Origin of the sequence: Robertmurraya sp. DFI.2.37, assembly GCF_029211245.1 — a bacterium.
GTDB classification, from domain to species: Bacteria; Bacillota; Bacilli; order Bacillales; family Cytobacillaceae; genus Robertmurraya; species Robertmurraya methanolica_A.
This window is the reverse complement of record NZ_JARGEJ010000033.1, coordinates 34,100-50,042: the sequence shown is the minus strand read 5'-3', so window position 1 is coordinate 50,042 and position 15,943 is coordinate 34,100. Positions and strand designations below refer to the sequence as shown.

Here is a 15,943-nt window from a genome sequence, read left to right as displayed (position 1 = left end):
TGGCTTCCGAAGCTTTAAGCGTTTTAGAGCTAAAATCTTATTAACACATAAGTATAAAAAAGTGGGTGTTCATATTGGGTAAGGGCGAAGTAAGAGTTACTTCACCCCAACAATTGACGTTGAACCTTTTTAAAAAATGGGACTTAGATTTTATAAATGGCGAGACTTTCCTCTATAAAAATGAATCATTTATAAATTCACATCTACCTTTATCAGCCTTTTTTCATTTTTATCAATTCCCAAATACCTTAAAGTTTCTGACGCAGATTGATGGCTGTAAATTTTCATTAAAATCGATATGGCAATACCTTTCCGATAAGCATGATAGCCGAACGTCTTTCTTAAGGTATGCATCCCAATTTTCCCTTTAATTCCAACTTCCTTTGCGGCGGCATTGATGATTCGATACGCTTGCTGACGAGAAATGGGCTTGTCATTTTTCTTTGATTTAAATAAATAATCTGTTTCTTTAAAATCATATTGGCTAAAGTAAATACTCAATGCCCACTTTACACGATCGTTGAGATAAAACGCCCGTTCTTCCTCTCCATTTGAATCCTTTAAATAAAGGAACTCCTTAACCTTCTCTCCATCCCATACATCTGTGATCCTTAATGAAAGCAGTTCACTTACTCTTATTCCTGTATTAATTCCAAAAATAAACAATAGCAAATCCCTTTGAGAACTCTTTTTTAAAATACGTTTAATCGCATTAATTTTTTCGATATCCCTGATTGGCTCGACGTACTCCACAGAATCGCCCTCCGCTTATGTTACATAATTATATCCTAACATATACTAAGTTACATGACAATTCCTTAGTATCCCTTTTCACTAGAAACCTTTTGAAAACCGAAAACAGTAATGTTCATCTTTAAAAGTTCAACCTTTGCATAGAATTGCGAGGATTTTCCGGTTGATTGAATTTAGATGCGGGATTTATTGAAATTCTGAGGAAATAAAAGCGGGGGCAAAAAAGCCCTTGAATGTGAGAAGAAAGCCACCATCTACAGCTCGACACAAAATCGAAATAGAAAGTGTTCTGTCACATCAAGGGCAATCAATTTTTCCATGTATTTTTACTGCGGGTTATTAATAAACGACATGTCTTAGTTCGAAAATTGCAGCATTCACCAACCGCATCCTCAGAGGACTCATCAAGAGAAAAACGAACCGTTTTTTCTCTTACTGTCAAATGTTTTATTTGGCAATCCTTCTAATCTGGCCGGTCTTCATCCCGTATTTGATCAATCGGAACGAATACCTCTAGGTGACGGTATAAATTGACGAATTCTGCCGGAAGTATTCCTCCGAATTCCCCATCTAAGTTCAGTTGAACTTTATCATCAGAATGGACTTTAATGCGGTTTGCCTGTGTATAAATAACAGATGGATCATGAATATGTTCACCGCGAAGAGCAAGGGTGGCGACACGGATAAAGTCAGCTAGATTAGTTTTTTTCAAAATGAGAAGTGAAAATAAACCATCATTAATCGAGGAATTCGGTGCGAGCTTCTCGAAGCCACCCACTGAGTTTGTGAGGCCGACTAAAAATAGCATGACCTCTCCTTCGAACAGTTTTCCATCATACTCGATTCGAACTTCCGTCGCTTTGAAGGAAGGGAGCATCTCAATCCCTTTCAAATAATAAGCTAGTTGTCCGAGCATCGTCTTAAGCTTACTTGGCACCTCATAAGTAAGCTCTGTAATACGACCACCGCCACTTATATTGATAAAATATTTATCATTCATCCGACCGAGATCAACCGGGATTGTGTCACCCTTAACAATGATCTCTGTTGCCGCATCAATATCTCGCGGAATATGCAATGCCCTGGCAAAGTCGTTCGTTGTGCCAGCAGGAATAATTCCAAGCTTCGGGATGTATTTTTGTTCAGCTAAACCGTTGACGACCTCGTTGATCGTCCCATCTCCTCCAACCGCGACAACAAGATCATGCTTACGCTCAACCGCAACTCTTGCTGCTGTAGTAGCATCACCAGCACCAGTTGTTGCATGACATGAAGTCTCATAACCTGCCTTCTCTAGTTTTTGTAGAACTTCAGGCAAATGCTTTTTGAATGCTTCACGGCCTGAAGTTGGATTATAAATAACTCTTGCTCGTTTCATATCTATCCATCCTAAACATAATATTTAAATCGCTCCAAGTGCTTTTACATTAGTAAATAATTCCATACCTATCATATCGCAAAAGAAGTCTGACTTCCACTTATAGACCTTTTTCTTTCTTCATAAAAAAGAGAATTCCCAGCCTAAACTGAGAATATCTACTTTAAGGACTCACCGTTGACACATTTACCTGATAGGCTCTTTTTATATCAATACTATGTGTACCTGCGCCTATTTTCATCCTACCATTTTGGTTTAAATCGCCATCAAATTCCGGTTTTGAAGTTACCGTCCACTCGCTAGTCTCACTGAGTAAGTCTTGAACTTGTTGGGCAGAGATTTCAACATCGCTATTTTCCTGAATGAGCAGTGAAACCTCTCCGGCATTTTCGATTAACCAATTATTGCTAAGCTCCCGCGGTTTTAAAGTGATACGATTATTTTGCCCCGTTATTTCAAATTTAACATCCTTAGGCACTAATATTGTCGCTTCCATATTGCCATAGTAGTGGTAAAACGGTCCATTTCCGTTTGGTAAATTTTTCATTTCGAGGTATAATGTATCCCCCTTTGTGTTGATGGACATATAATCTTCCACTTTCGATAGAAGTTTCTTTTCTCCAGTTGGAAAGGTTGCTGTATATGTCCCAAACATTGATATTTCTTGACTATTCGTTCCTTCTATAGCAATCTCATGTTCCGTCTTTAACACAATCCTTTTTATATTCTGATCAATCGTTTGAGAAAATGGCGGAAGCTCTACTGTTCGTTCCTCACGGGTCATCAATTCTCCGACAGCATTCGTAATCCCCATTGAACTTACAATCGCAAATGCAATTCCGATTGTTCCTATCATTCCAACAAAGAAAATGCTTAAGAAATCATATCTTAAAAATGGCTTTTCTTTTCTTGAAACAAAAAGATAAAGAAGGATTTCAATCCCTAAAATAATGAGAATAATTGGCCACCACGAAATCATAATGCTCATCATACTCAAATCGAAAAACTGTGAAAGTAGTAGAAAGATTCCGAGAAAAAGTAGAGAAGCTCCCATTGAAATCGTCCCAACTCGCCATGTTCTAATCTGTTTCTCCTCCGTCATTCTACGTTCCCTCCTTTCCTTCGTTTACTTCCCATCAATAACTTAATTCCGCCACCAATCATAAGAATGCAAACAATGCCTGTTTGAAAATAGCGATCGAACCAATAACGTACATCAATATTGATCAGTTCACTAATCATCGGAGAGAAAGCTGGCAGTACAATATTGCTCGTTAAATAGTACAATCCTAATAAAACGAGTCCAATTCCAACCCATTTTTGATGATTAATAAAATGGGAGATAATCGGAACATCCTCCAACTCTTCCCTACCATATCTTGAAGCTTTTTGTAAGCCGTCAAAGAAACTGTAAAACCAAATAATTGGGATGAGAAATAAGAAGATCCCTAATCTTAAAACATCTAAAATATAAATGGAAAAAAGAAATGCTGCCATTAGCTGAATCCCGCGCTTTTGTAAGCCAAGGTATAAATGACCCGCACCCGGGAAAATGGAGAGGAACGTCGCAATTGATTTGCTCTTTTTCCCGACATCTCTTTTCATTTCTAAATCTTCTAAAATTGAACGATCGACAAGTTCTTCTCCTAATTGCTTTTTGTTCAATTGCTGCATCGTATCAAAAAAGCCGTACACCCAAATAACTGGGAGCAATGCTAAGAAAAGAAGAAACTCCATTCTTGACGACAATACCGTCACAAAAATCACCATGATAATGGTTCCTAAAAATGCCGTTAACAGCGTCATACCGCGATTCATCAATCCTAATTGAAAATGCCCAACCCCTGGAATGAAAGAAAGGACAATCGTAAAAAATCGCTCCTGTTCATTCGTTTGCACCTTGGATGGCTGCTGAGCGTCTGCTTGTATTAATCCGGCTTTATAAACTGTTTTCGGCGCCGTTATGGCAGTATCAATAATATTGACTATATAGAGAATCACGCCCAAGATAAAAATAATGACCGCCAATCCATCTTCCGTTGCTGACATGAGGACAATAAACAAAAGAATTAACGCAAATTCTCCAAACATATAAGCTAATCCCCGAAGAGTTTGCCTTAAGTACAGCAAACCGCCACCCGGAAAAAAAGATAGTAAAAACGCCACAATTGGGTTTTTCATTAATTGTCCGCCCCCTTATTTTTCAGTTGATCCATCCACGCAAAGGTTTTATTGACAAGCTCTTCTGTTACAGAAGGCGTACTTTGCTTAAGCTCTGAACCTTCTACAGCATCAACGTAATTCGTAATTGATTGAAAGATGCCTGAAGCCATGAATAACAGTGTCATCGCAGCTGCAATTGTATAATGGAATAAGGTCTTTTGATAAAAAGGAACTTTTTTATCAATCTCCTTTTCCTTTGAGTCTATCACTTGAGCCATAATAGCATTTGTAAAATCATCCGTATTCGATAAAACAGGTAGTGTCGGTTCGAGTTCTGTTATTGCCTCAAGATAAAGCTCCAAACATTGGTCACAGGTGTATAAATGATCTTCATACCTTTCTCGGTCTCTTTCATTTAATTCATTTTCCACGTAGCGTTTCCACTCATCATATGAAATATGGGTCATGAAAAATCGTCCTCCTTCCAATGCTTTTTCATCCAGAGACGTGCCCGATATAACTTTGTTTCAATCGTCTTCACTTGGACTTGCTGTTCTTCTGCCATTTGCTGATAGCTTTTTTCAGCGATATAAAAATCGTAGATCACTTCCCGATAGTTTTCCGGAAGCTCTTCCAGCCTCTTTCGTACTAATTCTCGTCTTTCCTTATGAATGACTTCCTCCTCAATCCGATCACGAGTTGTTGCGAGAGAGTCATATTCAAGCGATTCGACCATTTCTTCTGGCTTTCTTGCTTTTTTTCGTTTTAGATCAATCGAATGATTGACAGCAATTCTTTTCATCCATGTTTTAAAGCCCTGATTCTCATATTGGGGGAGAGAATGGTAGATCTTTATAAACACTTCTTGAGTAGCATCTTCAGCATCCTTTTGATTCCGCAGCACCGCATAAACTGTTTTAAACAACTCCGTCCGGTACTTTTCAACAAGTAGCCTGAATGCATGATCATTGCCGCTTAATATTTTCTTAATTAGAACCTGATCGTCAATCTCTCTCTCCCCCTTTCGAGCAGCTTCTAAACAAATAGACGACATCCGTTGATAGAACCCCTACACTATTTTTAAAAAGGCTTTATTAAATAGAATTGTTGTTAAAATGAGCCAAACATCGTTTTCTAAACCATATAGAATGAAATAATTATCTCATAAAAGACTCTCAAGATATGGTAAGATTTATGTACAGCTTTTTATGCTGTGCTTTTTCGATCGGCATCTCCTATATTTTAACTACAGAGCGTGAAATGCACGCTATCAATTATTATTGGAAACACTATAACTATAAAACTGGGGGTGTATTATGAACGTTATTTTCTTGCTTGCGGCCTATTTGATCGGTTCGATTCCAACAGCATTAATTGTTGGAAAGCTGTTTTTCAAAATAGACATTCGTGAGCATGGGAGCAATAATCCTGGAGCAACAAACACGATTAGAGTGTTGGGAAAACGAGCTGGCCTCATTGTCTTAATTGTCGATATTGGAAAAGGAGCTTTAGCCGCAGCACTACCGCTTCTATTTCATTTAGATATGGAGCCACTTACACTTGGATTAATCGCTGTCGTCGGGCATTGTTTTCCGATCTTCGCCCACTTCCGAGGAGGGAAAGCGATTGCCACTACCGCTGGCGCCTTGCTTATCGTCAATCCATGGATGCTCTTAATCGCCTATGTCACCTTTTTTGGAGTCATCTTCATCACAAAATATGTTTTTCTTGGCTCAATATCCGTTGGTGTTGCTCTATTGATCTATTCCTTCTTTCAACCAGGAATGGGATATGAACTTATCTTTTTCTTATTTATAATATTTTTGCTTTTCCTGCACCGATCGAACATTCGCAATTTCATCGCCCATAAAGAGCCAAAAATCAATGACAAAAAGGTTAAAGACGATCGCATAAAGAAATAGACTCCTTGTAAGAACATTGTCAATTTATAAACAGCGTTGCAACAGAGAAAAAAGAAATAAAGCCGAAACAATCAAAGCCGGTGGAATTTTACGCGTCGTAAAATCTCATCGGCTTTTCATTGTCATTATAACTGATGTGGATGTTGACGGTGCTCATATACGTACCCTTCCTCTTAAAGGGAAGATTGCTTGAAAATGGCGCTCACACCATTGTTTAACTGAACCACCTGCTGAGTCACGCTTACTTGTTTCCTTCGTTTTAGTCGAATCAAGCTTGGATTCGAACTTATTCCCGATGGTTTGCTGCCCGGCTGGTCTAATCAGTCTTCTATTCGAACTTAATCCCGCTAATTGATGCTCGGGCACGTCTAATAGACCTGTGATTCGGACTTTCACCCATTGCTGATGCTCGTTACGTTCAAATGAACCTGTGATTCGGACTCATCACCGCAATTTCTTGCTTGTTCCAGACGAATAGGCCTTTTAAAAAAGCTCACTTTAACTACTCGGATCGTATAATCCGTCGAACTTGCTTCTATGGATTTTTGTTATCTGTTGCTTTTCAGTTTTTCAATCATGCTGGTCGCTACTGCGTGCCAAAGCTCTTGATCTGCTAAGTAGGTTTGTTTGATTTGCTTGTACATTTCTTTTTGTCTTTCTTGGAAATCAACTGCATCTTTAGAAGGCAATTTCTCGCGGAGATCGTCGACAAAGCTTTGTGCTTCAGGTGCTCTTGGGCCCCAAACAGCCTTTTCATTACCCTTATCATCAATAAAAATAAATATCGGGATTGAGCGTGCTGTTCCATTGGTCAAATATTGATCCATCAGTTCAAGATTGCTGTCTCGTAACAAAAAGTGAACCTCTATTTCCAGCTCCTTAGCGATTTTCATTAAAATGGGATTGTTCATTAATGCATCTCCGCACCAATCCTCAGTCAAGACGATCGCTTTTGAAGCAACGTCTTTTAACGCTTGTAATTCCGCTCTAGCCGCCTCATTTAGGGCAAATTGTTCGTAAACGAAATTCATTTCAGCAAGATTGACCTTCATTTGTTCTTTGTACTCATCATATGTGAACCCTTTATCAAACCATTCAAGTAAAGTCATTTCAATTCCCTCCATATAAAAAGCTGGTAAGCCTATTATAGCCTACCAGCCCTACTTACTAATAATTTAACGCTTTTGAATTTCCTGTTGTAAAAGTTTATTAACGATCTGCGGGTTGGCTTGACCTTTTGTCGCTTTCATCAATTGGCCAACAAGAAATCCAATTGCTTTGTTCTTGCCATTTTTAAAATCTTCAATCGATTGTGGATTCTTATCCAATACTTCGGTTACGACTTTTAGAAGCTCACCCTCATCGGAAATTTGAACAAGTCCTTTTTCCTTAACGATTTGTTCAGGATCGCCGCCGTTTTCGATCAATTCCTTGAAAACCGTTTTCGCAATCTTCGAGGAGATTGTTCCGTTCTCAATAAGCTGAATCATACCCGCTAACCCTTCCGCTGTAAGGGCAATATCTGCTAATTCTTTTTGTTCCGCATTCAAGTAAGCTGAAAGCTCACCCATCAACCAGTTCGAGGCCTGTTTCGCATCAGCTCCGGCTGCGACAGTCGCTTCAAACAGATCTGCCATTTCCTTTGTCATTGTAAGGACACCCGCATCATATGGCGGTAGCCCTAATTCTTCTACATAGCGTTTTTTCCGTGCATCCGGAAGTTCAGGAATCTCTGCGCGAACCCTTGCTTTCCATTCTTCATCAATATACAAATCTAATAAATCAGGCTCCGGGAAGTAACGATAGTCATCAGAGCCCTCTTTAACGCGCATGAGCACAGTCTTTCCTGTCGCTTCATCAAAGCGGCGTGTTTCTTGTTCAATTTTGCCACCTGCAAGAATGACTTCCTCTTGACGCTTTTCTTCGTATTCCAGGCCTTTACGGACAAAGTTAAATGAGTTTAAGTTTTTCAATTCCGTTTTCGTACCGAACTCTTCCTGGCCGACTGGTCGAATCGAGATGTTCGCGTCACAGCGTAATGAGCCCTCTTCCATTTTACAATCAGATACACCTGTGTATTGAATTATCGATTTCAGTTTTTCCAAATATGCATAGGCTTCATTTGGCGTGCGGATATCTGGCTCTGATACGATTTCAATTAACGGCGTCCCCTGCCTGTTGTAATCACAGAGGGAATAACCTTGCTCATGGTTAAGCTTACCTGCGTCCTCTTCTAAATGAATGCGAGTAATCCCGATTTTCTTTTTGTAGCCATCCACTTCAATCTCGATCCAGCCATGCTCACCAATCGGCTTATCAAATTGAGAGATTTGGTACGCCTTCGGATTATCAGGATAAAAATAGTTTTTACGATCAAATTTTGTCTCCGTGGCAATTTCACAATTAAGAGCCATTGCTGCCTTCATGCCATAATCAACGACCTTTTTATTTAAAACCGGTAGTACACCTGGATAACCTAAATCGATAACGCTTGTATTTGTATTTGGTGCTGCTCCAAAATGATTGGGACTGGAGGAAAAGATTTTTGATTCTGTTTTTAATTCAACATGGACTTCAAGTCCGATCACCGTTTCGAATTTCACTTATTCTCACCCCTTACAATTGTGGTTTTTGTTTATGGAAATCTGTTGCCTGTTCAAATGCATGTGCGACCCGATAAACAGTGCGCTCATCAAAATGCTTTCCGATAATTTGCAATCCAAGTGGAAGGCCATTGCTAAATCCACATGGAACAGAAATTCCTGGAACGCCTGCAAGGTTTACTGGGATGGTTAAAATATCATTTCGATACATCGTCATGGGATCAGCTGTATTTTCCCCCATCTTGAAAGCAGGAGTCGGCGTTGTTGGGCCAATAATAACATCATATTTTTCAAAAATATTTTCAAAATCTTGTTTAATAAGCGTACGCACTTTTTGTGCCTTTTTATAATAAGCGTCATAATAACCGGAGCTTAAAGCAAAGGTTCCTAGCATAATCCGTCTCTTAACCTCATCCCCAAAGCCTTCTGCTCGCGTATTTTTATATAAATTCATCAATGTATCCGCATTTGGGGAACGATATCCGTACCTCACTCCATCGAAGCGAGCAAGGTTTGCAGACGCCTCTGATGAGGATAGTAAATAATAGGTTGCTAACGCATACTTAGAATGCGGTAGCGACACTTCCTCCCATGTTGCTCCTAATTTTTCAAGTATTTTTAGAGCATCTAACACAGATTGTTTAACTTCTTCTTTTACTCCTTCACCAATATACTCTTTTGGTACAGCTATTTTAAGCCCCTTTACATCACCTGTTAAAGATTGCACAAAATTAGGAACATCGACATTCACAGAAGTGGAATCCATCGGATCAATCCCCGCGATTGCTTGGAGCAGATAGGCATTGTCCTCTACCGTTTTCGTTACCGGTCCAATTTGATCTAATGATGAAGCAAACGCAACAAGACCAAAACGGGACACTCGTCCATAGGTTGGTTTCAGTCCTACGACACCACAAAAGGAAGCTGGCTGGCGAATCGAGCCGCCTGTATCAGATCCCAATGAAAATGGTACTTCTCCAGCCGCAACGGCAGCTGCCGAACCACCGGATGATCCACCTGGCACTGTTTCAAGATCCCACGGGTTTTTTGTTTTTTGGAAGCCTGAGTTCTCTGTTGATGACCCCATCGCAAACTCGTCCATATTTAGCTTTCCAATTGTAATAGATTCAGCCGCTTGCAGCTTTTGTACGACTGTAGCATCATAAATTGGATTAAAATTATCGAGAATCTTACTCGCACAAGTTGTCCTTAAATCACGCGTAACAATATTATCCTTAATCCCGATTGGCATTCCAAAAAGGAGGCCTTTCGCTTCATCCGTACCTAATTTTTGATCAAGCTCTTGTGCTTTTAAGCGTGCTCTCTCTTCATCCAATGTCAAAAATGCTCCCACTTTATCCTCCACTTGTTCGATTCTTCGATAAGATTCATCAACAAGGTCGGAAACAGAAATTTCTTTTTTCTGTAATCGTTCATGAAGTACACTTAATTTCTGATCAAATAAACTCAAGACTTTTCCCCTCCTTATTCAATAATCGATGGCACTTTGATTTGTCCATTTTCATGTTCAGGTGCATTTTTGAGAACTTCTTCTTGTGGAAGTCCCTTCGAAGGGATATCTTCTCTCATCACATTTTTCATATCTAATACATGTGAAGTGGGCTCCACATTTTCTGTATCTACTTCATTTAAAAGCTCTGCGTATGTAATAATCTCATCAAGACTTTTCTTAAATTGGTGCACTTCTTCATCTGTTACTGCTAATCTAGCTAAATGGGCTACATGTCGAACTTCTTCCTCTGATATTCTTGACATCGTCGTCACCTCCATATTTTATAGCGTTTTTCACATTCCTCATTCATTGTGAAAAAACTTCATTATTCATTGATTTTTCGTAAGTCAACAATAACTTGATAATATCAAAATTTACTGCTATAAAGCAACAGAGAGTAGATTTTTGCCTATTTTCATACTCAACAATGACAAAAAAAGGATGTCCTAAAAAATTAATTTTTTTAAGGACATCCCAATAGAGCAGAATTTAACTATTTTCACATTGTGCTAACATCAATGACAAAACGATATTTCACATCTGAAGCTAACACCCGTTTGTAAGCTTCATCGATCTGTTCTGCCGAAATCACTTCAATTTTTGGAACGATTTTATGCTTAGCGCAGAAATCCAGCATTTCTTGAGTCTCACGGATACCCCCAATCATCGAACCTGCAAATGAACGACGATGACCAATCAAATTAAAAACATTTAAAGACAACGGCTCTGCTGGTGCCCCGACATTTACTAAAGTGCCATCGAGAGTAAGCAAACTCAAGTAAGCATCTAAATTAATTTTTGCGCTGACGGTATTGATTATTAAATCGAACGTTCCATTCAACTTCTCAAACGTTTCCGGATTGCTTGTCGCATAATAATGGTCTGCTCCCAATTGCAGACCATCTTCCTTCTTCTTTAATGTTTGTGACAATACGGTCACCTCAGCCCCCATAGCATGCGCAATTTGCACAGCCATATGTCCAAGACCACCCATTCCAACAACCGCTACTCTTTTTCCTTGTGCAGCTTTCCAATGATTTAATGGCGAATAGGTTGTAATTCCTGCGCAAAGTAATGGCGCTGCCTGATCAAGCTCAATATTATCGGGAATTTTGAGAACAAAATTTTCTTGTACAACAACATGAGTAGAATAGCCACCTTGTGTAGGTTCACCATACTTATCAATACCCGCATAAGTTTGAATATTTCCTTTCAGACAATACTGTTCTTCACCTTTAAGGCAGTTTTCACATTCGCCACAAGAATCCACCATACATCCAACCCCAACACGGTCGCCGATTTTATATTTGGTCACTTTTGCTCCTACATCGGCAACAATCCCTGCTATCTCATGACCAGGTACAAGCGGATAGTTTACAGGCCCCCATTCTCCATGTGCCGTATGGATGTCAGAATGGCATATTCCGGCATATTTAATTTCAATTAAAACATCATGCAAATCTAAATCACGTCGTTTAATTTCAGCTGCGCGGAACGGTTTGTCCGGCCCGTCGACAGCTCTTGCCTTTGCGATTACCATTAATAACTCCTCCTTAAAAAGCTGCATTTCAAGATAATGAGTTTACCTTGTTTTCTCTTGCACCATTATGTTAATCGTTATAGTTAACTCTAGGTCAAGCTTTTAACTTGAATTTTTATAATCAAATTTCTTGAAAATTTGAACTGGTGTAATTAGAGTTAACTCAAAGTCTATATGATGTAAGGAAAGAAGGTTACATAATTGAAAACTTATTCAATTAGCGAAGTAGCAAAAGAGTTGAACCTCACTACTTATACACTGCGTTATTATGATAAAGAAGGCTTGCTCCCTTTTGTCGAACGAAAAGCGAATGGCACCCGCATATTTAAACAGTCTGATATAGAAGCTTTAAAAATTATTGAGTGTTTAAAGTCAACAGGGATGCCGATAAAGGAAATTAAGCATTTTATCGATTGGTGTGGAGAAGGTGATTCAACCTTGCAAAAACGTTATGACATGTTTATGGAAAGGAAACCTGTGTTGAAGCACAGATGGAGGAACTGAAAAAAACAATGAATGTTATTGAACATAAATGTGCGTACTACAAAACAGCGTTAGATGCCGGTACAGAGGATATTCATAAAAACGTTCATATAGCTGAAGCCCTTACTAAATAAAGAAGGTTATTAAAAGCATATTAACCCTTCCTAGCACTTTTAAACCTAAATCTCAGCAATAATTTGCTCATTTTTGCTTTGATTCCATGAAGCGATAAAGTTCCACACCTAACTGAAAGACGTGTGAATCCAAGGTACATACGAAATAAGCCATTTTTACCCAAGCCAAAACTTTATAGGCATAGGCTCAAATTCCGAGCAATAGCTGCAACGGCTTTATTGCTCGGAAACTGGCAAAGTTTTGGCGACTTATTAAAAAATCCCTCTCAATAACCTTGAAACAAAAAGGCAAGGGAAGAATACGAGCGCTTTTACCGCTTGCTTCTTTGTCTTAGAGAGTCTATTCATCCGCGCCGCTTAAAGAATTTCGAAAAGAAACCTTTCTTTTCATTGCTTTCTTCATATGTGATCTTCGGTTTCGAGACGTATATGTCCTCCTTATCAATAGCATAGTCATGAGCGAGGACTAATCCAATATCTGAATTATGTTCTTTGTTTGTCACAATCGTATATTTGACATCATGATCAGTACAAATTTTCATGTATTTGGATAAATGACTATAATCAATATTGCCATTTAGCAACAATGTAGCATTACGGTTTGTTTTTATCGCTGCTTCTACTTCTGAAAAAATGGCTTCCTCCCGTACTTGCGCTTGAGTGAGGGCAATAACGATTCTTTCCCTAAGTGTCCCTAGGAACTTTCTCCTTTCATCCGGATTAATTTCCTTTTGACCATGAATCCCTTGCTGAAGATAATCATCCAAATTAGGACCTGACATTGTAACCCCTCCTTACCTTAGGCTATTATGATCTATGTATAATCAAGAGCCAATGTTCATGATTGTTCAAACGATTGATTGAATAATTATAGTGTACCCAATTTCATCATAACAAAAAAGGAATACAACCTCTGGCACCAGCCAACCTTCCTTTTTGGCCCTCTCTCCTGTACGAACTGTTTTCAAATCAAAACAGCAGAAGAGTACTTTGCCTGCGCCCTGTTACCCCCTTTCCTCAGTAAGCTTAATATTTTCTTACCACCTGAAAAGAGTTTTAATATGTCGGTTTGATTGATGGCGTATTTCGTGTAACATTTTGTTCACACGAAACACGCCATCAATCATTCTGTTTAACTCCGCATGAAGGGCTCATGAGGACAAAGAACGCCAAAAAAGAGTGAAGCGTGTCCTCATGAAGGGCTCACGAGGACAATGAACACCAAAAATGAGCAAAGCGTGTCCTCATGAAAGGCTCATGAGGACAGCAAAGCCTAAAATAAAAAGATGACTCCCTATTCAATATGGGAATCATCTTCCAGTTACTTAGACTCTTTTTTATATTATCCTGGGCACAGTTACATGTTTAAACATGAAATCTGTTTTTCTTTACTCCTTCTTCAAGACAGCTTCCACGCAGGAATTAATGAATGAAACTTAAAGAAGTAACTCATTGGAATATGTAGGGCCGTGTATAAAGCAAGCGTCAATAAATAGGTCAAAAACCATTGCCAGACGGGTACGTCCAAGAATGTATAAAGCAAAAACATTCCGACTGGAAATGGAATGAAGACGATCAACCACATTGGGCTACAAAAGCGCCTCCGTTAAAGCACCAAGAGAAACAACGGCGAAGCCAATAATTAATGCTTGCCACAACGGCAAGCCCTTTTGCAAAATGAGGCTTGCTATAAAATAAGAACATCCTGTCAAAAACACTGCAAGTAGAAAATTAAGTACATATTTCACTAAGAACCCTCCCGTAAGTTCTTCATTCACGCATCATATGAATCGCAAAATTCAGACAACAAGAGTTTATCATAGAGAGTTCCGCCTGAGAACAAATTATGTACATTCTTTACTCAAAGTTAATGATTTAAATCGATTTGCTGTATACTTTACCCGCATTTTTTGAATAATGGCGACACATCACTTGTTTTCCATAAGAAAAGGGAGAAAACAATAAGAAATCGAATCGTTGCTATTGAAAGCACTCACTATAATGAGGCTTAGGCTCGTAAAAAAGCTGGCAACAAGGCTACATTAGCAACGTTGTTACCAGCTTTACTTTTACAATCACTTTGTACTACTTGCTGTAAACTGTTCCTCTTCCGTCGAACCCTTTAAAGCGGTTGTTGAAGAGGTTCCTCCCGTGACAACCATCGACACTTGATCGAAGTAGCCTGTGCCAACTTCCCGTTGGTGACGAGTGGCTGTATAACCATCGTGTTCACTTGCAAACTCTGCTTGCTGAAGTTCTGAATATGCTGCCATTCCCCGCTCTTTATAGCCTAAGGCAAGCTTAAACATACTATGATTCAAAGCATGAAAACCGGCTAATGTAACAAACTGGAACTTATAACCCATCTTGCCTAGTTCAATTTGGAAATTAGCGATTTCTTCATCACTTAATTTCGCCTTCCAGTTGAAGGATGGTGAACAGTTGTAGGCCAATAACTTGCCCGGATACTCTTTATGGATTGCTTCAGCAAAGGCGCGTGCCTCGTCGATATTTGGTTCAGATGTTTCACACCAAATTAGATCGGCATACGGTGCATACGCAAGTCCGCGCGCAATTGCCTGCTCTAACCCTGCCTTTGTACGGAAAAATCCTTCCGCTGTGCGTTCTCCGGTAATAAACGCTCGATCATAAGGGTCGATATCACTTGTGATTAAATCTGCTGCATTGGCATCCGTTCTCGCCACAAGCACAGTTGGAACCCCCATTACGTCTGCCGCTAAACGTGCAGAAATAAGATTTCTAACTGCCGTTTGTGTTGGCAATAGGACCTTCCCACCTAGATGACCACATTTTTTCTCGGATGAAAGTTGATCCTCAAAGTGAACGCCGGCTGCTCCCGCTTCAATCATTCCCTTCATAAGCTCGAACACATTGAGTTGTCCTCCGAAGCCTGCTTCAGCATCCGCTACAATCGGAGCAAACCAATCAATCGAATGATCACCTTCTAAGTAATGGATTTGGTCAGCACGCTGCAGCGCTTGATTAATCCGTTTTACCACATTTGGTACACTGTTTGCCGGGTACAGGCTTTGATCAGGGTACATATGCCCTGAGAGATTGGCATCTGCTGCTACTTGCCAGCCACTTAAATAAATGGCTTTAAGTCCAGCCTTTACTTGCTGCACCGCTTGATTCCCGGTCAATGCACCAAGAGCATTGACAAAATCTTCTGTATTTACAAGCTTCCACAGCTTCTCCGCTCCTCGGCGAGCAAGCGTATGTTCAATATCGATTGAACCCCTTAGTTTAATTACCTCTTCTGCCGAATAAGGTCTTTCGATGCCTAACCATCGCTGATCTTGCTCCCAACTCATTTGTAATTGTTCTGCTCTTTCGTTAGTCATTCCCATTCTCCTCTCACATTAAAATATCTGCCTTTGTCGTTTGGTTTACTTTGTTATAATACAGTATTGTGTTTTACATTTTGTATTAT

Annotated in this window: 16 protein-coding genes and 1 pseudogene; 2 read left to right on the top strand and 15 right to left on the bottom strand. The window is 39.5% G+C overall.

Features of this window, described 5'->3' with window-relative positions; translation table 11 throughout:
* Positions 1-189: 189 nt before the first annotated feature.
* From PZE06_RS16620 to PZE06_RS16595, 6 genes are all read right to left on the bottom strand, one after another.
* On the bottom strand, positions 190-753 hold the full coding sequence (locus PZE06_RS16620; protein ID WP_095309068.1) for a tyrosine-type recombinase/integrase: 564 nt from the start codon (positions 751-753) through the stop codon (positions 190-192).
* Positions 754-1,216: 463 nt separating this feature from the next.
* Complete coding sequence (locus tag PZE06_RS16615; protein ID WP_095309070.1) at positions 1,217-2,131, bottom strand: diacylglycerol kinase; 915 nt, start codon at positions 2,129-2,131, stop codon at positions 1,217-1,219.
* 163 nt (positions 2,132-2,294) lie between these two features.
* Positions 2,295-3,233 (bottom strand): LiaF transmembrane domain-containing protein, encoded by a 939-nt coding sequence (locus PZE06_RS16610; RefSeq protein WP_150948620.1) that lies wholly within the window; start codon positions 3,231-3,233, stop codon positions 2,295-2,297.
* A complete protein-coding gene (locus PZE06_RS16605; protein WP_150948623.1) occupies positions 3,230-4,312 on the bottom strand; it encodes a hypothetical protein in 1,083 nt (360 codons plus the stop codon). The genes PZE06_RS16610 and PZE06_RS16605 overlap by 4 nt, the downstream gene beginning before the upstream one ends.
* On the bottom strand, positions 4,312-4,761 hold the full coding sequence (locus tag PZE06_RS16600) for an anti-sigma factor family protein (RefSeq protein ID WP_150948627.1): 450 nt from the start codon (positions 4,759-4,761) through the stop codon (positions 4,312-4,314). The genes PZE06_RS16605 and PZE06_RS16600 overlap by 1 nt, the downstream gene beginning before the upstream one ends.
* Positions 4,758-5,348 (bottom strand): RNA polymerase sigma factor, encoded by a 591-nt coding sequence (locus tag PZE06_RS16595; RefSeq protein ID WP_150948632.1) that lies wholly within the window; start codon positions 5,346-5,348, stop codon positions 4,758-4,760. The genes PZE06_RS16600 and PZE06_RS16595 overlap by 4 nt, the downstream gene beginning before the upstream one ends.
* Before the next feature lie 262 nt (positions 5,349-5,610).
* Between PZE06_RS16595 and plsY the strand changes: the two genes are divergently transcribed.
* Entirely contained in the window at positions 5,611-6,216 is a 606-nt protein-coding gene (gene plsY / locus PZE06_RS16590; protein ID WP_150948635.1) for a glycerol-3-phosphate 1-O-acyltransferase PlsY, read from the top strand.
* A 153-nt stretch (positions 6,217-6,369) separates the two neighbouring features.
* Here the strand turns inward: plsY and PZE06_RS16585 are convergent, their stop codons facing one another.
* The 6 genes from PZE06_RS16585 to PZE06_RS16560 form a co-directional block, all read right to left on the bottom strand.
* Complete coding sequence (locus PZE06_RS16585; protein ID WP_150948638.1) at positions 6,370-6,612, bottom strand: hypothetical protein; 243 nt, start codon at positions 6,610-6,612, stop codon at positions 6,370-6,372.
* A gap of 152 nt (positions 6,613-6,764) precedes the next feature.
* Positions 6,765-7,325 (bottom strand): thioredoxin family protein, encoded by a 561-nt coding sequence (locus PZE06_RS16580; protein WP_150948641.1) that lies wholly within the window; start codon positions 7,323-7,325, stop codon positions 6,765-6,767.
* A gap of 66 nt (positions 7,326-7,391) precedes the next feature.
* Positions 7,392-8,819 (bottom strand): Asp-tRNA(Asn)/Glu-tRNA(Gln) amidotransferase subunit GatB, encoded by a 1,428-nt coding sequence (gene gatB, locus PZE06_RS16575; protein WP_150948644.1) that lies wholly within the window; start codon positions 8,817-8,819, stop codon positions 7,392-7,394.
* Positions 8,820-8,832: 13 nt separating this feature from the next.
* Positions 8,833-10,290 (bottom strand): Asp-tRNA(Asn)/Glu-tRNA(Gln) amidotransferase subunit GatA, encoded by a 1,458-nt coding sequence (gatA, locus tag PZE06_RS16570; protein ID WP_150948646.1) that lies wholly within the window; start codon positions 10,288-10,290, stop codon positions 8,833-8,835.
* A gap of 14 nt (positions 10,291-10,304) precedes the next feature.
* Entirely contained in the window at positions 10,305-10,595 is a 291-nt protein-coding gene (gene gatC, locus PZE06_RS16565) for an Asp-tRNA(Asn)/Glu-tRNA(Gln) amidotransferase subunit GatC (RefSeq protein WP_150948649.1), read from the bottom strand.
* A 236-nt stretch (positions 10,596-10,831) separates the two neighbouring features.
* A complete protein-coding gene (locus tag PZE06_RS16560) occupies positions 10,832-11,872 on the bottom strand; it encodes an NAD(P)-dependent alcohol dehydrogenase (protein WP_150948652.1) in 1,041 nt (346 codons plus the stop codon).
* A gap of 201 nt (positions 11,873-12,073) precedes the next feature.
* Here PZE06_RS16560 and PZE06_RS16555 point away from each other — a divergent pair.
* Positions 12,074-12,489: pseudogene (locus PZE06_RS16555) on the top strand (MerR family transcriptional regulator).
* Positions 12,490-12,833: 344 nt separating this feature from the next.
* Here PZE06_RS16555 and PZE06_RS16550 read toward each other — a convergent pair.
* The 3 genes from PZE06_RS16550 to aceA form a co-directional block, all read right to left on the bottom strand.
* Positions 12,834-13,271, bottom strand: a complete 438-nt coding sequence (locus PZE06_RS16550) for a YueI family protein (RefSeq protein WP_150948655.1) — start codon at positions 13,269-13,271, stop codon at positions 12,834-12,836.
* Between the two features lie 807 nt (positions 13,272-14,078).
* Complete coding sequence (locus PZE06_RS16545; protein ID WP_225310711.1) at positions 14,079-14,237, bottom strand: hypothetical protein; 159 nt, start codon at positions 14,235-14,237, stop codon at positions 14,079-14,081.
* A gap of 327 nt (positions 14,238-14,564) precedes the next feature.
* Positions 14,565-15,854: an isocitrate lyase gene (gene aceA, locus PZE06_RS16540; protein ID WP_150948658.1), complete on the bottom strand. Its 1,290-nt coding sequence runs from the start codon at positions 15,852-15,854 to the stop codon at positions 14,565-14,567.
* Positions 15,855-15,943: the final 89 nt, after the last annotated feature.